Genomic DNA, 20,484 nt, shown 5'->3' on the forward strand with positions numbered 1-20,484 from the left:
TAGATAGTGTAGCCTTGCCTTAAAGTTCCAAGTTACTTAAAAATTTTTACAGCTAATAAGCCATAAAATCTAACTTATAAATTTTATTTATGCCAAATTAGGTATGCATTCCGCCATCTACGTGGATGATCTGCCCGGTTACATAAGAACTAAGATCACTTCCTAAATACACACAGGCATTCGCGATATCTTCAGGTTTACCTCCTCTTTTTAACGGAATGGCATCTCTCCAGCCCTGAACAGTCTTTTCATCCAGTTTTTCGGTCATTTCGGTTTCGATAAAGCCAGGAGCGATCACATTGGTACGAATATTCCTTGACCCCAGTTCCTGAGCCATAGACTTGGAGAAACCTATGATACCCGCTTTGGAAGCGGCATAATTGGCCTGCCCGGCGTTTCCGGTAACACCAACTACCGAACTCATGTTGATGATGCTTCCGCTGCGCTGTTTCAACATGGTACGCTGAACTGCCTTGGTCATATTAAAGATCGATTTCAGGTTTACCTCGATCACCTTGTCAAAATCTTCCTCGCTCATTCGCATAAGAAGGTTATCCTTGGTGATCCCTGCGTTGTTTATTAGAATATCAATAGAACCGAATTCTTTGTTCACTTCATCTATTAGTTCCTGAGCTTCCGAAAAACTCGCTGCATTCGATTTATAAGCTTTGGCCTTAACGCCAAATTCCTCAAGTTCTTTAGCCAGGGCTTCGGCAGCTTCGGCTGAAGAGTTATATGTAAATGCGACATTGGCTCCGTGTTTCGCGAAAACTTCGGCTATTCCCTTACCAATACCACGGCTTCCGCCTGTAATTATAGCATTCTTTCCTTCTAATAATTTCATATTGATCTTTCTTAGTTAATTGTCTGTTCAAATATAACAAAACCTGAAAGGCCCTGAATAAAAAAATCCTCCTGAAATATTCAATTGAATATCGCAGGAGGATCTTTTGAGTTATTTTGAAAAGCTTAGTTCTTAAGAACTTCGGCTACTTTCATTCCAATTTCGGCAGGAGAATCCACCACGTGAATTCCATTTTCCTTAAGAATCTTTTTCTTAGCCTGGGCGGTATCTTCACTACCTCCAACGATCGCACCGGCGTGACCCATAGTACGTCCTGCAGGAGCGGTTTCACCAGCGATGAATCCAATAACCGGCTTTTTGTTACCGTTTTCCTTCACCCATTTAGCAGCATCAGCCTCAAGCTGACCTCCAATTTCACCAATCATTACGATACATTCAGTCTCCTCGTCGTTCATCAATAATTCCACCGCTTCTTTGGTAGTAGTTCCAATAATAGGATCTCCTCCAATTCCAATAGCGGTAGTAATTCCAAGACCCTGCTTTACAACCTGGTCTGCCGCTTCGTAAGTAAGGGTTCCTGATTTAGAAACGATCCCTACCTTACCTTTTTTGAAAACGAAACCTGGCATGATACCAACTTTTGCTTCACCTGGAGTGATCACTCCCGGGCAGTTAGGTCCTATCAATCGGCAGTCGCGATCCTTGATATAGTCTGAAGCCTTAACCATATCGGCTACAGGAATACCTTCAGTAATAGTGATGATCACTTTGATCCCGGCATCGGCAGCTTCCATTATGGCATCTGCAGCGAATGCTGGTGGTACGAAGATGATGGAAACATCGGCCCCGGTTTGCTCAACGGCATCTGAAACCGTGTTGAATACCGGTTTGTTAAGGTGCTTTTGCCCTCCTTTACCTGGAGTTACACCACCCACTACATTCGTACCGTATTCTATCATTTGTTCGGCATGGAAAGTACCTTCACCTCCGGTAAAACCCTGCACGATTACTTTAGAATTTTTATTGACTAAAACGCTCATAAGTGTTTTTTGAAATTTGGATTACAAAAGTATGTTTTTAAATATAATTCTTAAAGGCTTTTTGCCGATTATTAGCCGGATAATTCATAAAATTCCCCTAAAAACCGAATGGTTTCAGGCCAATAAAAAAGCCGAAGCAATACTTCGGCTTTGAATCATTAATAATTATATCAGGAATTAATTTAAGCTATCCCGTAATTTTTGCTCTTTTTTCAACCTTTTAAGTTGTTCTTTCTGAAGACGTTTTTCATCCATTGCCTGTTTCCTCATTTCTTCCCTTTTTTCAAGAATCATGGAACGTTCTTCTTCGATCCTGGCCAATCTTACCTCTTCCATAGAATTTCTTAAACTGTCTCGATGCCGTTCCATTATATTTCTTTGAACATTTCGCCGTTCCTCCATTTCAGCTCTTAGTTCAGTTCTTTTGGCCACCATCTCGTCTCTCAATTGTTCTCTTTTCTCCTGAACGACCATTCTTAGAGAATCTATGTTCTCTTTTGAAACTTCGGGTGCAGGAGGAGGTGGTGGCGGAGACGGAATATTTTTAGTTTCTGAAGGTTGAGCTGGTGGCGGCGGAGGTGCAGGAAGCTTGGTATCCTTTGCTTTAACAGGCGGTGGCGGAGGTGGTGGTAATTCCCCTTCAGGGGCCTTTGGTGCCCGGGGAACAATGAATTCGGTTTGACTTACCTGGGCCAGTTTTGATCTTTGATATTCTCCATTCAGCTTATTAATAAAAGGAGTGGTAGAATTCTGAAAATCAGCCTTAAACCATGGTTTTTGCATTTCAGCTTTTGTCCAGCTGGAAGTAACCTGGTCAAGCTTTTCAGTAAATTCATTTAAATCAACCTTTTCACCGTTAAGCCAGATGGTCTCTCCTTCCACCTTTATTTTAATGACCTTGCGTTCCTGCTGTTCCTGGAAAACCAGGTTAGATTCATTGATATTCCTGGCGACGATCTTTTCATTGAAAAGAAAGACACAGCCCCCAAGGACAGGCAGTAAAATTAACAGGCGAAGTGTAAAACGTCTTCTTGAAAATTGATTCGTGATCATGATAATTCGTTTTTTGATTAATGAATGACTGATGGGGCTCGCGAGTGAATTTTGATTCATTCCCGAACCATAACTGTATAAGACATTGGTATAATCCAGCGCCTCGATATTGCCTTTAAGCACCTGCTCATCTGCAAGGAATTCATGGTTGAGCTTAACCGATCTTTTCAGAAAATGAAATACCGGATTGAACCAGAAAATAACCTGGCAGATCTCGATGAACAAAAGGTCCAGCGTATGCTTTTGATCTACATGCGCTTTTTCATGTTCCAGCACCGCTTCTGAAATTTTCTGATCCTCAAATTCAGATTTATTCAGAAAAATGAAATTGAGAAACGAATGCGGATCGAGTTTCTTCCTCAGCAGCACAAAAATATACCGGAATTGTTCCAGCCTTTCGTTGGACCTGGCTTCAGCATAAAGGCCTGACAGGTTTTTCGCAAAGCGAAAGGCAAAAATCGCAAAGCCGGCCAGGTAAACTGCTATTAGAATATATATTCCATAAGTATCCCAGAAAGCGGGCTCAGAAGCCAAGTTAGAAGAGGAATTTATTTGGGAGCCAGCCAATACCGAAGATGATACCGGCTTATTTACCTCATAGGTTAAAGTGATCTGCGGAATAATAACTGAAAAGATCACGGCAGCCAGCAAATAGAATCTTTTAAAACGATGACAGTTTTCATCCTCCAGCAACAACTTGTAAAAGCTGAAAAGCAGCAGTAAACACAAAATCGATTTTAGGAGGTAAACCAACATCTTATTTATTTTTGATCTTTTCGTCTATCAACTTCCTTAGTTCCTTTAATTCCTCATCAGAAAGGTTCGTTTCGCTGGTAAAATAGGATGCAAATTGAGATGCCGAATTATTAAAAAATGACTTGATCATCCCGTTTATTTGCTTTCCGAAGTAAGCCTTCTTACTCACCTTAGGGAAATATTCCCTTGATCTTCCTACCTGGTCATACCCAACGAAATGTTTATCCTGCATACGCTTCAACAAGGTCGCCACGGTGGTTAGAGCAGGTTTTGGTTCCGGGTAGGCCTCCAGCAATTCCTTCATAAAGGCTTTCTCCTTTTTCCAGAGGATCTGCATCAATTGTTCTTCAGCGTTTGACAATTCCATTTCTTAGATTATTACTCTACAAATGTAGAATTATTTTTTAATTCTACAAACATAGAATCAATATAAAATAAAAAACCCTCAAAATATTGAGGGTTAATTCCTGTTAGCTCCAGGGACTTTCTTCTATCTCTTCACCTAACTGGCTAATTTGAACGCCTCGGTATAGTTTATCATCCTTAACTTCCCAGATCGCGATAAAATGCGCTAGCGGCATTTCTTCGTCGGGATTTTCGATCGTACGCACATGATAGGTAAAATGAATGGCAACCTCGTTCTTCTTATAAACAATCTTTTCGATCTCTGCTCTTAAAGATTCGTAAGATGAAGATAATTCCTTGCTTATTTCAGCAATCCCATTAAAATCTAATTTTCGGAATCCGGTGGTTCCATACCAGGAAAGCTCTACATCTGGATGCAGGGTGTTTTCCAGTACCGTTTTTCCTTCATAAAAATTAGACTGGTAGAATTCAGTTACAACGTCTTTTACTTTTAAAGCCATACGTTCTTATTTTATCGTTTTAACAATTTCAGGCAGTTTTTTGATTGCTGCGTATTCCTTTAGTTTTGTTCGAACCTCCCCAAAAGGCGTTCCCCAATAGGTCGTATTTGGTTCAGTATCTTTTGAAACTCCACACTGAGCCATCAAAACAGTTCCCCTGGCTATGGTCACATCGCTTCTAATACCAACCTGTCCCCAAATCGTAACTTCATCTTCAACCCTCACACAGCCCGCGATCCCGACCTGGGAGGCAATAAGGCATTTTTTTCCTATTACGGTATCATGACCAATCTGAATTAAATTATCCAGTTTAGATCCTTCTCCAATAATGGTGTCTCCGGTTACTCCTCTATCTATTGTAGAATTCGCCCCGATCTCCACCTCATTTTCTACCACTACTCTCCCACCGGATAGCAGTTTATCGAAGCCGCTTTCTCGTTTCTTATAATAAAAGGCATCTCCTCCAAGAACTACTCCGCTATGAATGATCACATTATCACCAATCACGGTATCGTCACCTATATGTGCTCCAGACTGGATCAAGCAATTCTTTCCTATCTGAACGCGATGACCAATATAAGCATTCGGCTGAATATGAGTTCCCTCTCCAATAGAAGCCGAATCGGCTATCAATTTGGTAGCTGGCTCAAATGTTTTAAAATGCCTGGTTAGCTTATTAAAATCCCTGAACGGATCATCTGAAATTAGCAGTGCCTTGCCTTCAGGACATTCTACCTTTTTATTGATGAGGACGATTGTCGCGGCCGAATTCAGGGCCTTATCGTAATATTTTGGATGATCCACAAAAACGATATCACCCGGAGTTACCACGTGGATTTCGTTCATTCCCTGAACCGGGAAATCATCGGGTCCAACATACTCACAATCGATTAGCTGCGCAATCTCCTTTAAGGAATACCGTCTTGGGAATTTCATCTAAAAGCTGATTATTCTTTAATTCTTTCTTTGTAGGTACCTTTCTCGGTTTCGATCTTGATCTTGTCACCTTCGTTGATGAAAAGCGGAACGTTTACTTCAAAACCGGTTTCAACGGTAGCAGGCTTGGTTGCGTTCGTTGCTGTATTTCCTTTTACGCCTGGCTCGGTATGAGTAACTTCCAGAACGACACTTGCAGGCATCTCAACGGAAAGCGGCATATTATCTTCAGTATTGATCAGGATGGTTACCACTTCCCCTTCTTTCAGAAGCTTCGGCATATCCAGGGCATTTTCGGTAAGCCTGATCTGGGTATAATCTTCCACATTCATAAAATGCCAGAACTCTCCGTCTTCATATAGAAATTGGAATTTATGGGTTTCCACCCTGATGTCCTCGATTTTATGCCCTGCGGAAAACGTATTTTCCAGCACCTTCCCGGTAGTTACGCTCTTCAGTTTTGTTCTTACAAAGGCAGGACCTTTTCCTGGTTTTACATGAAGAAATTCTACGATCTTATAAATGTCGTGATTATAGCGGATGCAAAGTCCGTTTCTAATATCGCTGGTTGTAGCCATTTTTATTGTATTAATTTGAACTGAAGTATCCTTTCATGATACCTCGCTGTGAGTTTTTAATAAATTCTAATATTTCATCTCGTTCGGCAGTGGCCTGCATTTCTGCTTCGATAATAGCCACAGCCTGGGAGTTATTATAATTCTTTTGATATAGTATCCTGTAAATATCCTGTATTTCCCTGATCTTTTCGGTACTGAAGCCTCTTCGTCTTAGGCCGATGGAATTAATACCTACATAACTTAGCGGTTCCCTTCCAGCCTTTACAAATGGAGGAACATCCTTTCTTACTAAAGATCCACCGGTCACAAATGCATGCTTCCCAATGCTGCAGAACTGCTGGATGGCTGCCATACCGGCTAAAACAACATAGTCTCCCACATTGATATGCCCGGCAAGTGTACTATTATTCGAAAAGATACAGTTATCGCCAACTATACAATCATGAGCTACGTGACAGTAAGCCATGATCCAGCAATTATTCCCGATAACCGTTTTCATTCTATCGGTTGTACCTCTATTAATGGTCACACACTCTCTGATGGTGGTATTATCCCCGATCACCGTAAGCGTGTCCTCGTCATTGAACTTTTTGTCCTGAGGCACCGCCGAAATAACCGCACCCGGAAAAATGCTGCAATTCTTACCTATGCGGGCACCTTCCATGATAGTAACATTTGAACCAATCCAGGTTCCTTCTCCAATCACTACATTATTATGTATGGTCGCAAAAGGTTCGATTACCACGTTTTTGGCAATTTTGGCTCCTGGATGAACATATGCTAATGGTTGGTTCATAATATTTATTTTGATTTAACGATTTGAGCCATTAAAAAGGCTTCTGTAGCTAATTTGCCATTGGCATATGCGTAGGCCTGCATCTGGCAGATCCCTCTTCTTATAGGAGCTAAAAGTTCAAGTTTAAAGATAAGCGTATCACCTGGTACAACCTGTTGCTTGAATCGAACATTATCGATCTTCATGAAATAGGTAAGGTAATTTTCAGGGTCTGGCACCGATTTCAACGCAAGAATCCCCCCAGTCTGCGCCATTGCTTCTACTTGAAGCACCCCTGGCATAACCGGTTTACCTGGAAAATGTCCTACGAAAAATGGTTCGTTCATGGTCACATTCTTAACACCAATCACATGTGAATCGGTTAACTCGTAAATCTTGTCAACCAGCAAAAATGGAGACCGGTGAGGCAGGGTATCCATAATATCGTTCACATCCATCAGCGGTGGCTGATTGAGATCGATCTTTGGAACATTATTTCTTTTTTCGGCCTTAATTACCTTTGAAAGTTTTTTGGCGAACTCGGTATTGACGTGATGTCCGGGCTTATTAGCAATTATCTTCCCCTTGATACGGGTTCCTACCAATGCCAGGTCTCCAATCACATCCAGCAGTTTATGCCTTGCGGCTTCATTGGGATGATGCAGGGTTAGGTTGTCAAGTATCCCATTTGGTTTTACGGAGATATCTTCCCTGTTAAAGGCTACCCTGAGTTTTTTTAAGGTCTCTTCTCCTATTTCCTTATCTACATAAACGATCGCATTATTAAGGTCTCCACCTTTAATAAGCCCATGCTCCAGCAAGGTTTCTATTTCGTGTAAAAAACTGAAAGTTCTGGAGTCGGCAATCTCGGTCTTGAATTCTGAAAGGTGCTCTATAGTTGCGTTCTGGGTGCCTAGAACCTTGGTTCCAAAATCAACCATTGTGGTAACCTGGTATTCTTCAGCAGGCATTGCAATGATCTCACTTCCGGTCTCCTCATCCCTGTAGCAAATGATCTCATTAACCACGAATTCCTCGCGATTGGCTTCCTGTTCTACAGTTCCTGCCTTTTCAAGGGCCTCTACAAAAAACTTGGAGGAACCATCCATGATAGGCGGTTCAGATGCGTTCAATTCTATATAAAGATTATCGATCTCGAGTCCAACACAGGCTGCCAGGACATGTTCAGAAGTTTGAATGGTCACCCCGTTCTTATCCAGGTTAGTTCCCCTTCGGGTATTTACGACGTAGCTCACATCGGCTTCGATTTCTGGCATTCCTTCCAAATCGGTTCTCCTAAATACATAGCCGGTATTTTCCGGGGCAGGTTTAAAAGTAAGTTTAACCTCTTTTCCTGTATGGAGGCCAACACCTTCAAGAGAAACCTCCTGCTGGATGGTTCTCTGTTTCGCTATATTATCAGCCATTTTTCATCTTTTTTTCCAGTTGGTGTAATATGTTCATACTCTTGGGTAGATTCTTAAAGTGTATATATGATTTATTATAATCACTATAGCCTATGGCCGGGGAGCCCTGCAACATTTCATCATCCTTGATATCCCTGCCAATTCCAGATTGGGCCTGGATCTTAACACGGTCACCAATATTCAAATGGCCAGCAATACCAACCTGCCCGCCAATAAGACAATTCTTTCCTATTTTGGTAGACCCTGCAACTCCAGTTTGGGCAGCAATCGCGGTATTTTCGCCAATTTCTACATTATGTGCGATCTGGATGAGATTATCAAGCTTAACTCCCTTTCTAATTATCGTGGAACCAAGCGTCGCCCTGTCAATGGTGGTTCCGGCACCAATATCCACATTATCTTCAATGATGACATTCCCAATCTGGGGCACCTTGCTATATTCACCGGTTTCACCCGGACTAAAACCGAATCCATCCGCACCTATTATAGCACCGCTATGGATGGTGCAATTATTTCCTATAAGACTTTCTGAATAGACCTTGACTCCTGGAAAAACGGTAACATTATCACCAATATTAACATTGTCACCAATATAGGAGTGTGGGTAGATCTTTACATTATCGCCCAGTTTCACATTTTCTCCTATATAAGAAAAAGCTCCCAGGTACAATCCTTCACCATAAGTGGCAGATTCTGAAATCACACTTGGCTGTTCGATCCCAGATTTATTTAACTTGATCTGGTTATAATATTCCAGTAAGGTCGAAAATGCCTTATAGGCATCCTTAACTTTGATCAACGTGGTGTTTACAGGCTGTTCTACCTCAAACTCGTCATTCACAATCGTTATAGAAGCGTTGGTGGTATATAGAAAAGAGGTGTATTTTGGATTGCTCAAAAAAGTAAGAGAACCTTCTGAACCTTCTTCAATTTTGGCAAGTTCAGAAACTTCCACCTCAGGGTTACCTTCCACCCTTCCATTTAATATTTCGGCAATTTGCGCTGCTGTAAACTTCATTCTGGCAAAAGTAAAAAAAATGCTTTAATCTGTAACCTTAGGGTAACACATATAGTATTTAACCACGGTTCTAGTGAGAGCCTTCAGATTTAATTGGTCTGAAACTTTTACGACATCATTAATCCTTCCATTTTTATGAAGGATGTTTATATTATTCCTTTCCTTTTTATAGGCAAGGTTAGTGATCTCGCCGGCAAACACGAAATAGGAAGCCTCTTTTTCTGAAATTCCGTATTTCTTCTGAAGCGCCCTGGAACGTTTCTCCAGTTTCTCTGCAGAAGGCTTTTTCTTTTTGATCTTTACCTTTAGCAGGTTCCTGTTAATGATCATTTCACAAAGATTGCGAAGCACGAAATCTTCAGCATACATCCACTCTTTCATGGCCGAAATAACGTCATAATCATCCAGGCGGGAAAAGATCTGAAGCGTTTCAGTATCCAGGTCTTCCCTGGATATCCGGTTCTTGAGGAAATACATTAAAGGTTCACTTGCGCGCAGGTCCACACCCTGCCCTATGAGCTCCTTCGCTCTTTTCAGGACTCTTATTAGGAGCTGTTCGGCAACCAGACTGGTTTTATGAAGGTATACCTGCCAGTACATCAACCTGCGACCAATAAGGAATTTCTCTACAGAATAGATTCCTTTTTCCTCGATCACCAGCTCATCGTTCACCACGTTGAGCATGGTGATCAATCGCTCGCTATTGATATTTCCTTCAACTGCACCGGTGTAAAAACTATCCCTTTTCAAATAGTCGAGCCTATCCATATCCATTTGACTGGAAATAAGCTGAATCATAAACTTACGTTCGTATTCCCCTTTGAAGATCTGGATGGCGAGCGTTAAACTTTGGTTAAATTCAGCATTCATTTCTTCCATGAACAGAAGGGAAATGGTCTCGTGATCCAGTCCTTCTACCAGGCTATGTTCCATCGCGTGACTAAATGGCCCATGACCTATGTCGTGCATAAGAATAGCAATTAAAAGTGCCTCCTCTTCAATCTTTGAAATCTCAACCCCTTTGTACTGAAGAACTCGCACGGCTTTTTGCATGAGATGCACGCAGCCAAGAGCATGATGAAAACGGGTGTGATGAGCGCCCGGATAGACCAGGTAAGACATTCCCATTTGGGAAATTCTGCGCAGTCTTTGAAAATAAGGATGCTCGATTATCTGGAAGATCCGCTCATTAGGAATGGTAATAAAACCGTAAATTGGATCGTTTAATATTTTGAGTTTAGTTTGCGAAGCCAAGCTAATTTTTTCTGGATTTTAAAACAAAGATACATATATGTAGGAAGCCACATGAAAAGCTGATGAAAATTAGCTATATAGGCTGCTTTTTCTACATTCAAAATAAGACCAAAGATGAGTAAAATAAAAATACTGTGGGTAGATGATGAAATAGACCTTTTAAAGCCACACATCATGTTTCTCGAGTCCCGTAATTATGAAGTGAACACCTGTAAAAGCGGAACGGAAGCCCTGGAACTGATAGAAACTGAAAATTTTGATATCGTTTTCCTGGACGAAAACATGCCCGGGCTTACCGGCCTGGAGACCCTGGCAGAAATAAAGGAAAAAAGGGAAACCCTGCCCATTGTGATGATCACGAAAAGCGAGGAAGAATATATTATGGAAGAAGCCATAGGTTCTAAAATCGCAGATTACCTCATAAAACCGGTTAATCCAAACCAGATACTTCTAAGCATTAAAAAAAACCTGGATCATTCCAGGCTGATTTCTGAAAAGACCACTTCTAATTATCAACAGGAATTCAGGAAAATTGCGATGGATATGTCCCAGGTTAATTCCTGGGAAGAATGGATAGAGCTTTATCAAAAACTGATCTACTGGGAAATTCAGCTTGAGGATATCGAGGATTCTGGAATGTTCGAAATCCTGGAATCACAAAAACTTGAAGCCAACAATCAGTTTTTTAAATATATCTCAAAGAATTACCAGGGCTGGTTTGAGAAATCGGCAGATGCGCCGGTAATGTCCCACACCCTTTTCAAAAAAATGGTCATTCCGGAGCTTAAAAAAGATCAGCCTACTTTACTGGTTGTGGTAGACAATCTTAGGTACGACCAGTGGAAAACACTGGAACCTATAATCAACACCTATTATAAGAAGGAAAGGGAGTCGGCCTATTATAGTATACTTCCCACAGCCACGCAATATGCCAGGAACGCTATTTTCTCAGGACTTATGCCCAGCGAAATGGAAAAATTATTCCCAGATTACTGGAAGAATGACACCGAGGAAGGCGGTAAGAACAATTATGAATCTGAATTCCTGGCCGAACAATTAAAGCGACTTGGGAAGGATTTAAAATATGAATATCACAAAATCAGCAGCCTTAAGGCCGGGAAAAAACTGGTTGACAGTTTTAAAACACAAAAAGCGAACGACCTGACGGTAGTGGTTTACAATTTTGTAGATATGCTTTCCCACGCAAAAACCGAAATGGAAGTGATCAAGGAACTCGCTTCCAACGACAAATCTTACCGCAGCCTTACCCAAAGCTGGTTCAAAAACTCTCCTCTGCTTGAAATCATACAAAAGGCCCAGCAATCGGGCTTTAAATTGATCCTCACTACAGATCACGGGACGATTAATGTAAAGAATCCTTCTAAGGTAATTGGTGACAAGAATACCAGTTTGAATTTAAGATATAAGACCGGTAGAAGTCTTACCTATGATAATAAAGATGTGCTGGCAATTGAAGATCCAAAATCGGTTCATTTACCTACCATTAATATGAGCAGTAGTTATATTTTCGCAAAAGAGGATCTTTTCTTTGCCTACCCCAATAACTACAATCATTATGTGAGTTATTACCGAAATACCTATCAGCACGGGGGAATTTCCCTGGAAGAGGTTGTAATACCTTTTGTAGTCCTAAATCCTAAATAATCGATGAAATACCTGTTTTAATCGATAAAAAACATTTTTCATTAGCCTATCTATTTGATTACCAAAGTCATGTAGCATCTTATCTATTATTTACATATCTTTACAGACCCAATCTGACATTTTGAATTTATGGAGTTAACCTACAAACTTCAAGAACTGGACTTAGCTGTAGATTACATTCTAAGTAATACCAAAAGCAAAACCCTGCTTTTCTACGGCGAAATGGGAGTTGGAAAAACCACTCTTATAAAGGAGCTTGTTAAAGCCCTGGGCGTACGCGATGTAGCCTCCAGTCCTACCTTTTCCTTGGTTAATCATTATGAATCAGATAACGGGCCGGTATTTCATTTCGACTTTTACAGGATCGAGGATGAAACCGAAGCATTAGATATGGGAATTGAAGATTATTTAGCTTCAGAGTCCTGGAATTTGATAGAATGGCCAGAAAAAGTAGAAAATTTATTAGGGGAAAACACCCAAAAATTGCGATTAGAGCTTAATTCTGACCATAGCAGAACGTTAAAGTTTTGTTAATAAAATTTATTTTAGGAAAAAAAGAGGAAAAAATTAATTGTAAGAATTTTTTTACTTTAACCTGAATTTTTTAAACTCGAAATTTTGAATTTAATTCATTGAGCGATTTATATATAAATTTAACCTAACATATCTAAAGATTTTTTTGCGATTTTTAGGCCCAATTTTGGCTCGAAAAAGGGTGCAAAAGTACGACTAATATTTTAACTGACAGGATTTTAAGTTGTTATATGTTTGTCTCAGAAAACAAAACGAATTACCAACTTTAAAAACCTATCAAAATGAAACTAAAAGCAGTACTTTTCGCAGCCGCAATATTTGGAGCTAGTATTTTTGTAACTTCAACTACCGAAACCGATACTAATAATGATGAAATCAAGAAACAAGCTGTCGACAGAAGACTCATCAAAATTCCTGCTGCTGGGTAGTATAATTGCCCTTTTAATAGCATTTTCACCTTATTTATTTTATCTATATGAAATTTTCCCAAGCGCTCCAGTTTGGGAAAATTCTTTTTTTACATACGAAAGTAAATACTATGAGGATGTTATGACAGCTGCCTGGACTTATACAGGGAAAATAACACCTTTATTTCTTTTATTAATTTGGTTTTTTACCTGTAAGCATTGGTGGTACCATACCATCTTAATCCCTACTGGTATGTATGCTTTCCAATTAGTGGTCGCCTTTTACGAAGATGTTTATATGGACACCAGCGTTTTTATGGACATCAACGGCTTAATTTACCTGGCTCCTTTCTTTATTATAATTCTTTCAATAGTATACCTAGTTCGAATACAAATTTTCGATCGCGTCTACGGTCTAGACCTTTCAGAACTGGATGAGACCGATGTATCTGTCTTCTCACCAGTTTCAGATAAAGATCTTAGGGAGATCAAAAGTTTCCAGGAAGATGAAGAGGACTTTGAAAGAGAGCACTCTTCCGAAGGAATTCTGGAAGACTACTACCGTAAACTATAATGCTTTACCTACATTTTAGTATTTTAGTTATAATTAAATTGCTTAACTAAACTGAATGGGAAAACAGCAGGTTTCACCTTTTACCAGGGAACAATTATTACCTCAGGAAGAAACTCTTGAAATTTTTAAAGGCAAAGGCCAGCTTTTTATAGGTATTCCTAAGGAAACGGCTTACCAGGAAAAACGTATCTGTTTAAGCCCTGATGCTGTTGCGGCTATCACCGCGCATGGCCACAGGGTCATGATCGAATCTGGTGCCGGAAAATGGGCCCGATTCAGCGATAAGGATTATTCCGATGCCGGAGCCGAGATCACAAAGGATACTAAAAAGGTATTTTCCTGTCCCATTATTTTGAAAATAGAACCCCCTTCCAATCAGGAACTGGAATATATCAATCCGCAAACCATCCTGATCTCCGCCCTTCAGATTAAAACCCAGTGCAAGGAATATTTTGAAACCCTTGCCAAAAAACGTATTACCGCTCTTGGATTTGAATTTATCAGGGATGAGGATGGAAGTTACCCTATCGTAAAGGCATTAAGCGAAATTGCCGGAACGGCTTCGGTTTTGATCTCTTCAGAAATTATGAGTAATCATGAGGAAGGCAACGGACTCATGTTTGGAAATATAAGCGGAGTTCCACCCGTTGAAATTGTGATCATTGGAGCCGGAACCGTTGGGGAATACGCTGCACGATCGGCCCTGGGACTTGGAGCAAGCATTAAGGTTTTTGACAGTTCTCTTACCAAGCTTCGCAATATTCAGGCTAGTCTTGGCAATACTTTCTATACCAGTACCATTCAGCCTAAAAACCTGTTTAAAGCATTAAAAAGGGCCGATGTGGTCATTGGTGCGGTTAGAGGAAAAGACCGTTCTCCCGTGCTGGTCACTGAAGAAATGGTACAGTCTATGAAACGCGGCGCCGTAATAATCGATGTGAGTATCGATATGGGCGGTTGTGTGGAAACCAGCGAGATCACGTCCCACGATAAGCCTATTTTCACCAAACACAATGTAATTCATTATGGTGTCCCTAACATTCCTTCCAGGTATGCCAGGACTTCCTCACTATCCATCAGTAATATCTTCACTCCCTACCTGTTACATATCGCAGAAGAAGGCGGCCTGGAGAATACGCTAAGGTTTGATCGCGGTTTGCGAAATGGTTTGTATTTTTACCACGGAATTTTGACCAGCAAATCGATAGCAGACTGGTTCAACCTTTCTTACCGTGACATAAACCTGTTGATCTTTTAAGATATGAAGCTCATTCATCGCCTTGGTTATTACGGCCTGGGACTCTTTTTCGGAATTGTTATTCTGATTTTCTTTTTAAGCGGAAAAAAAACTTCCTGTGATTATTCACCCAATGCACGGGTTTTAAAGAATATAAGAACGAAGAAACAGTCATTCAGTGAAAATTCTCTTGAATTTTTCAGAATAAACCAACTGGACACAAGTCTGGTTTCCCGGGCCCTGGAAGATGGCGACGTGGATTTTTCAAAAAGTGAAACCGACAGGGAGCCCTGTAATATTTATTATATCACGGGAAGCTTCCAACCCTCTATTGAACTGGAAGTTGAAAATTGCGACAGCATTGCGACAATTAAGAGTGTACAATTAAAAAAGGGCGACTAACATCACCCTTTTTCTATCCAACTTCATCCGATTTTTTTAAGATTCCTGAAGGATCTGCTCTGCGTGAGCTTTGGTTTTAACCTTCTGGATCACCTCCTCTATTTTTCCATTTTCATCGATTAAGAAGGTGGTTCGATGAATTCCGTCATATTCTTTCCCCATGAATTTCTTAGGTCCCCAAACGCCATAAGCATTGATCACTTCTTTATCTTCATCTGCCAGAAGCGGATATTTGAAATCATACTTATTTTTGAAGTTTTGCTGGCGCTTTTTAGAGTCGGCACTCACGCCCAGGATCTCATATCCCTTCTCTTTTAAACGATCGTAATTATCACTTAAATTACAGGCCTCTGCAGTACAACCTGGAGTGCTTGCCTTTGGGTAGAAAAACAGAACAAGCTTTTTACCTTTATAGTCTGATAGGCTTATTTTGTTTCCGTCCTGATCTTCGGCTTTAAAATCTGGTGCCTTATCACCTTCTTTCAATGTTGTCATAATTCTTACTTTTGCCCTAAATTTAAAGTTTTATGACCAAACAGGAAAAGGTAGACTTCGTTATAGATACGTTAAATGATATCTACCCTGAGATCCCGATCCCTCTTGATCACAAAGATCCTTACACTTTACTGATCGCTGTCCTGCTTTCAGCACAAAGCACCGATGTAAAGGTGAATGAGATCACTCCCCTCCTTTTCGAAGTTGCTGATAATCCTTATAAGATGGTTAAGTTATCGGTAGAAGAAATTCGGGAGATCATCAAACCAGTTGGTTTGTCTCCAATGAAATCTAAAGGTATTCATGGTTTATCTAAGATCCTCATTGAAAAATACAACGGAAGGGTGCCGGAAGACATGGAGGCTCTTGAAGAATTACCGGCTGTAGGTCATAAGACTGCAAGTGTTGTTGTTTCCCAGGCGTTTAATATCCCGGCCTTCCCGGTAGACACTCATATTCACCGCCTTATGTATCGCTGGAATCTGAGCAATGGCAAGAATGTGAATCAAACCGAAAAAGATGCCAAGCGATTATTCCCAAAAGAGCTTTGGAATAAATTACATTTACAGATCATCTGGTATGGAAGACAGTATTCTCCTGCCCGTGGCTGGGATCTCGACAAAGATGTTATTACAAAAACGATTGGAAGAAAAAGCGTGATTAACGAATACCTTAAGAAAAAGAAGAAATAAAAAAAAGCCTACAAAAATCTGCAGGCTTCATCTTACTTAATTCAAAAAAGTTTCGAATTTCATCTTCTTATGATCAACCACTCGCAGTGCCCTGGAATAGTTCAAAAGAAATTGTACAGTTTCAGGTTTAGGGCGGCGTCGATCAGATTTTTCCTCATTAGAGGTTTTTTTAAAGTAAAGTTTCCCCATTTGTTAATTTTTTTTGATGGTATTACTAATAACGTTACAAAAGGGGGGATATTGTATTCTAATTAATTGGTAAGTATCAAATTTCTTTTTTCGATGATCTTTCTCAAATTAATAAGTGCGTATCTCATTCTTCCAAGAGCGGTGTTTATACTAACTCCGGTGCGCTCAGAAATTTCCTTGAAGCTCATATCCTTATAGATCCTCATCGTTAAAACTTCGAGCTGATCCTCAGGCAATTCTTTTATTAATTCCTGTACATCAGATTCTATTTGATCCTTAATGAGTTGCTTTTCGGCATTCAGGCCTTCATCGCTTAAAACCGAAAATATATTGAAATCTCCATTATTATCGAATTTCGGCATTCGCTTATTCCTTCTAAAATGATCTATCACCAGGTTATGAGCGATACGCATCACCCACGGAAGAAATTTACCTTCTTCATTATATTTTCCTCGTTTTAAAGTTCGAATCACTTTTATAAAGGTATCCTGAAAGATATCTTCAGAAATATCCTTATCAAAGACCTTCGAATAAATAAAACTGTAAATGCGGTGCTGATGTCGATCGATTAATGCTCCAAGTGCATTTTCATTGCCATCCAGGTAATCACGTACAAGAGAAGAGTCAGGAACTTTAGTGTCATTCATAACAGTTACTTTTAAGTACAGGAACTTAGGGCTTCCTGCGGGTTAGGTTATTTAGGCTTTTAAAAAGTAACTGTGTTAAATAGGCAATTAGATTTCGGTTATAATGATTCAAATATAGTAAGATAATTCTGAGATATGCAAATGAAACCTTAAATTTTTAACATTACTATAGCTTTTAGCCTCCTTTTCTTACCCGCTCATATTAAGTATCTTTGCCGTCTTAGCAAACCCAGGAATGATAGTAGATATTACCGGAACCGATCCTAAAAAGAATATTATAATCAAAGGTGCAAAACTGCACAACCTCAAAAATATCAATGCCGTTATCCCCAGGAACAAACTGGTGGTGATCACCGGACTATCTGGTTCGGGGAAATCCAGCCTTGCATTTGATACGCTCTATGCTGAAGGCCAGAGGCGGTATGTAGAGAGCCTTAGTTCCTATGCCAGGCAGTTTCTTGGGCGGCTTAATAAGCCAAAGGTTGATTTCATCAAGGGGATTGCACCGGCTATTGCGATCGAGCAAAAGGTTAATAGCACCAATCCAAGATCCACGGTTGGTACATCAACCGAGATCTATGATTACCTGAAACTTCTTTTTGCCAGGATCGGGAGAACTTACTCCCCTATTTCTGGAAACGAGGTAAAAAAGGATACGGTTACCGATGTTATTAATTATGTAAGAGATTTTCCAGAACGCGAAAAACTGCTACTCCTCGCCCCTATTCATGTTGAAGAAGGACGATCCATACAGAAAAAGATCCAGGTACTCGCCCAGCAGGGTTATAGCCGAATCAAAATAGATGATGAAGTTCTGCGGATCGACGAAACCGATCTTGAAAAAGCCCAGGATCATAATACCTGGCTGGTTGTAGACCGAATAATCAAAAAAGACGAGGAAGATTTTTATAACAGGCTGGCAGATGCCGTTGAAGCCGCTTTTTTTGAAGGAAAAGGTGAATTATTCATAGAAAAACTGGCCGATAATTCCAGGAGACACTTCAGCAACAAGTTCGAACTGGACGGGATGAGTTTCCTGGAACCCAATGTTCATCTTTTCAGTTTTAATAATCCTTACGGAGCCTGTCCAAAATGTGAAGGCTATGGCGATGTTATTGGCATAGATGAAGACCTTGTCATTCCTAATACAGGCCTTTCCATTTACGAAAATGCCATTTTCCCGTGGCGTGGGGAGAGTATGAGCTGGTACAGAGATCAATTGGTGAACAATTCTCATAAATTCGATTTTCCTATTCACAAACCTTATTTCGAATTATCCGATGAGCAAAAAGACCTTGTCTGGAACGGAAATCAATATTTTGAAGGGATCAACCAGTTCTTCGAATTCCTGGAAAGTAAGGCATATAAAATTCAGAACCGTGTGATGCTTTCTCGTTATCGCGGGAAGACCAGATGTTCTGCCTGTAAAGGAAAGCGATTAAGGCCGGAAGCGCAATATGTAAAGATCAATGACCATAGCATAACCGACCTGGTGGAAAAACCACTGGATAAAGTAAGGGCATTTTTTAATGAGCTGGAATTGAACGAACACGATCAAAAGGTCGCCAAACGTCTTTTGACCGAAATTAGAAACCGACTCGAATTTTTATCAAATGTTGGCCTGGATTATCTTACCCTGAACAGAAAATCCAATACTCTTTCAGGAGGGGAATCACAGAGGATCAACCTCGCGACCTCCCTGGGGAGTAGCCTGGTTGGTTCTATGTATATCCTGGATGAACCTTCCATAGGTCTTCACCCTAAAGACACCGAAAAGCTTATTGGAGTAATAAAACACCTCAGGGATCTAGGCAATACCGTGATCGTGGTAGAACACGACGAGGAGATCATGAAGGCTGCCGATGAGATCATCGATATTGGTCCTGAAGCCGGAACCAATGGAGGCCATGTGGTTGCCGTTGGTAAGATGGATGACATCCTGAAATCTGATTCCCTTACCGCCAGTTACCTGAACGGAAAAATGGAGATCGAGGTTCCGGAAAAAAGACGCGTTTCAAAAAAGAAGATCAAACTTCTCGGTGTCAGGGAACACAATCTAAAAAATATCGATGTTGAATTTCCGCTGGGTGTATTTACTGCTCTTACCGGGGTTTCCGGAAGTGGGAAGAGTACGCTGGTTAGAAGGATTCTCTACCCGGCTGTTCAAAAGGAAATTGGTGGTTATGGTGAAAAAGCAGGCCAGTTCAATGGGATCGAAGGCGATGTAAAGAGCATTGGAACCGTAGAATTCGTTGATCAAAATCCAATAGGAAGATCGTCCAGGTCAAATCCGGTCACCTATATAAAGGCCTATGACGATATTCGTAATCTATTCGCCTCGCAAAAACTCTCCAAATTAAGAGGATTCAAGGCCAAACACTTTTCCTTTAATGTGGATGGCGGTAGATGTGAAACCTGCAAGGGAGAAGGCGAAGTGACCATCGAAATGCAGTTTATGGCTGATGTGCACCTGGAATGTGAGACCTGTAACGGGAAGCGATTCAAGAAAGAAGTACTGGAAGTAACTTTTAAGGATAAGAGTATCGATGATATCCTTAATATGACCATCGATGATGCCACCCAGTTCTTTGAGGACCACAATGAGGCTAAAATCGTTAAAAAACTGAAGCCTCTTAAGGATGTTGGTCTGGGATATGTACAATTAGGTCAGAGCTCTTCCACCCTCTCAGGCGGGGAAGCACAGCGTATTAAACTGGCTTCCTTTCTGGTTAAAGGAAGTACGAAAACCAAGACCCTGTTTATCTTTGATGAACCAACTACGGGGCTGCATTTTCACGACATTAAAAAACTGCTGAAATCATTTAATGCCCTTATCGCGAAAGGTCATAGCATCGTGGTGATCGAACATAATATGGACCTGGTAAAATGCGCCGATCATATCATCGACCTGGGACCTGAAGGCGGCGAAAATGGTGGGCATCTCATCGCTGCAGGAACTCCTGAAGAAGTAGTACAAGTAGAAGAATCATACACAGCAAAATATCTGGAAGAAAAGCTGAAATAAAATTTTCAGGGATCTTATCTTTCAGCGATTTACATATTCAAATACCGCGAAAGTAGCGTTATCAGGACTTTGGCACAGGCTTTGTATCTAAGTATTAAAATGTTCCTAA

The 20,484-nt window shown here is 40.6% G+C and carries 21 protein-coding genes; 8 read left to right on the forward strand and 13 right to left on the reverse strand.

The annotated features are described in order from the left end of the window. Positions 1-97 precede the first annotated feature (97 nt). The 11 genes from fabG to MKO06_RS12150 form a co-directional block, all read right to left on the reverse strand. Positions 98-844: a 3-oxoacyl-[acyl-carrier-protein] reductase gene (fabG, locus tag MKO06_RS12095; protein ID WP_241551409.1), complete on the reverse strand. Its 747-nt coding sequence runs from the start codon at positions 842-844 to the stop codon at positions 98-100. A 125-nt stretch (positions 845-969) separates the two neighbouring features. Then, positions 970-1,845, reverse strand: coding sequence for a succinate--CoA ligase subunit alpha (gene sucD, locus MKO06_RS12100; RefSeq protein ID WP_241551410.1), 876 nt, complete (start codon positions 1,843-1,845; stop codon positions 970-972). A gap of 177 nt (positions 1,846-2,022) precedes the next feature. Then, entirely contained in the window at positions 2,023-3,654 is a 1,632-nt protein-coding gene (locus MKO06_RS17105) for a M56 family metallopeptidase (protein ID WP_279346282.1), read from the reverse strand. 1 nt (position 3,655) lies between these two features. Beyond that, positions 3,656-4,021, reverse strand: a complete 366-nt coding sequence (locus tag MKO06_RS12115; RefSeq protein WP_241551411.1) for a BlaI/MecI/CopY family transcriptional regulator — start codon at positions 4,019-4,021, stop codon at positions 3,656-3,658. 103 nt (positions 4,022-4,124) lie between these two features. Next, positions 4,125-4,520, reverse strand: a complete 396-nt coding sequence (locus MKO06_RS12120) for a nuclear transport factor 2 family protein (protein ID WP_241551412.1) — start codon at positions 4,518-4,520, stop codon at positions 4,125-4,127. 6 nt (positions 4,521-4,526) lie between these two features. Further along, the gene (locus MKO06_RS12125) at positions 4,527-5,456 is read right to left on the reverse strand and encodes a UDP-3-O-(3-hydroxymyristoyl)glucosamine N-acyltransferase (protein ID WP_241551413.1); all 930 of its coding nucleotides are present in this window, start codon (positions 5,454-5,456) and stop codon (positions 4,527-4,529) included. Between the two features lie 11 nt (positions 5,457-5,467). Further along, on the reverse strand, positions 5,468-6,034 hold the full coding sequence (efp, locus tag MKO06_RS12130) for an elongation factor P (protein ID WP_240098265.1): 567 nt from the start codon (positions 6,032-6,034) through the stop codon (positions 5,468-5,470). Positions 6,035-6,044: 10 nt separating this feature from the next. Further along, entirely contained in the window at positions 6,045-6,830 is a 786-nt protein-coding gene (lpxA, locus tag MKO06_RS12135; protein WP_156281505.1) for an acyl-ACP--UDP-N-acetylglucosamine O-acyltransferase, read from the reverse strand. 5 nt (positions 6,831-6,835) lie between these two features. Next, positions 6,836-8,236, reverse strand: a complete 1,401-nt coding sequence (locus MKO06_RS12140) for a bifunctional UDP-3-O-[3-hydroxymyristoyl] N-acetylglucosamine deacetylase/3-hydroxyacyl-ACP dehydratase (protein WP_241551414.1) — start codon at positions 8,234-8,236, stop codon at positions 6,836-6,838. Continuing rightward, on the reverse strand, positions 8,229-9,254 hold the full coding sequence (gene lpxD, locus MKO06_RS12145; protein WP_241551415.1) for a UDP-3-O-(3-hydroxymyristoyl)glucosamine N-acyltransferase: 1,026 nt from the start codon (positions 9,252-9,254) through the stop codon (positions 8,229-8,231). Before lpxD ends, MKO06_RS12140 begins: the two co-directional genes overlap by 8 nt. A gap of 24 nt (positions 9,255-9,278) precedes the next feature. After that, the gene (locus MKO06_RS12150) at positions 9,279-10,508 is read right to left on the reverse strand and encodes an HD domain-containing protein (protein WP_241551416.1); all 1,230 of its coding nucleotides are present in this window, start codon (positions 10,506-10,508) and stop codon (positions 9,279-9,281) included. A gap of 114 nt (positions 10,509-10,622) precedes the next feature. Between MKO06_RS12150 and porX the strand changes: the two genes are divergently transcribed. The 6 genes from porX to MKO06_RS12180 all read left to right on the forward strand — a co-directional run bounded on the left by porX (position 10,623) and on the right by MKO06_RS12180 (position 15,327). Continuing rightward, positions 10,623-12,173 (forward strand): T9SS response regulator signal transducer PorX, encoded by a 1,551-nt coding sequence (gene porX / locus MKO06_RS12155; protein WP_241551417.1) that lies wholly within the window; start codon positions 10,623-10,625, stop codon positions 12,171-12,173. Positions 12,174-12,302: 129 nt separating this feature from the next. Beyond that, on the forward strand, positions 12,303-12,707 hold the full coding sequence (tsaE, locus tag MKO06_RS12160) for a tRNA (adenosine(37)-N6)-threonylcarbamoyltransferase complex ATPase subunit type 1 TsaE (protein WP_241551418.1): 405 nt from the start codon (positions 12,303-12,305) through the stop codon (positions 12,705-12,707). Positions 12,708-12,988: 281 nt separating this feature from the next. Further along, complete coding sequence (locus MKO06_RS12165; protein WP_241551419.1) at positions 12,989-13,135, forward strand: hypothetical protein; 147 nt, start codon at positions 12,989-12,991, stop codon at positions 13,133-13,135. 232 nt (positions 13,136-13,367) lie between these two features. After that, positions 13,368-13,688 (forward strand): hypothetical protein, encoded by a 321-nt coding sequence (locus tag MKO06_RS12170; RefSeq protein WP_241551420.1) that lies wholly within the window; start codon positions 13,368-13,370, stop codon positions 13,686-13,688. Between the two features lie 55 nt (positions 13,689-13,743). Beyond that, entirely contained in the window at positions 13,744-14,946 is a 1,203-nt protein-coding gene (locus MKO06_RS12175; RefSeq protein ID WP_241551421.1) for an alanine dehydrogenase, read from the forward strand. A 3-nt stretch (positions 14,947-14,949) separates the two neighbouring features. Further along, the gene (locus tag MKO06_RS12180; protein WP_241551422.1) at positions 14,950-15,327 is read left to right on the forward strand and encodes a hypothetical protein; all 378 of its coding nucleotides are present in this window, start codon (positions 14,950-14,952) and stop codon (positions 15,325-15,327) included. Positions 15,328-15,363: 36 nt separating this feature from the next. Here MKO06_RS12180 and bcp read toward each other — a convergent pair whose 3' ends face one another. Next, positions 15,364-15,822 carry a thioredoxin-dependent thiol peroxidase gene (gene bcp / locus MKO06_RS12185; RefSeq protein ID WP_241551423.1) on the reverse strand — a complete coding sequence of 153 codons (459 nt, stop codon included), beginning with the start codon at positions 15,820-15,822 and terminating at the stop codon, positions 15,364-15,366. 32 nt (positions 15,823-15,854) lie between these two features. On the opposite strand from bcp, the gene MKO06_RS12190 reads away from it, so the two are divergent. Continuing rightward, entirely contained in the window at positions 15,855-16,514 is a 660-nt protein-coding gene (locus tag MKO06_RS12190) for an endonuclease III domain-containing protein (protein ID WP_241551424.1), read from the forward strand. A 251-nt stretch (positions 16,515-16,765) separates the two neighbouring features. On the opposite strand, the gene MKO06_RS12195 is transcribed toward MKO06_RS12190, so the two are convergent. After that, positions 16,766-17,350, reverse strand: coding sequence for an RNA polymerase sigma factor (locus MKO06_RS12195; RefSeq protein ID WP_241551425.1), 585 nt, complete (start codon positions 17,348-17,350; stop codon positions 16,766-16,768). 235 nt (positions 17,351-17,585) lie between these two features. On the opposite strand from MKO06_RS12195, the gene uvrA reads away from it, so the two are divergent. Continuing rightward, the gene (uvrA, locus tag MKO06_RS12200) at positions 17,586-20,375 is read left to right on the forward strand and encodes an excinuclease ABC subunit UvrA (RefSeq protein WP_241551426.1); all 2,790 of its coding nucleotides are present in this window, start codon (positions 17,586-17,588) and stop codon (positions 20,373-20,375) included. Positions 20,376-20,484 lie beyond the last annotated feature (109 nt).

It is taken from the genome of Christiangramia oceanisediminis (assembly GCF_022570735.2).
GTDB classification, from domain to species: Bacteria; Bacteroidota; Bacteroidia; order Flavobacteriales; family Flavobacteriaceae; genus Christiangramia; species Christiangramia oceanisediminis.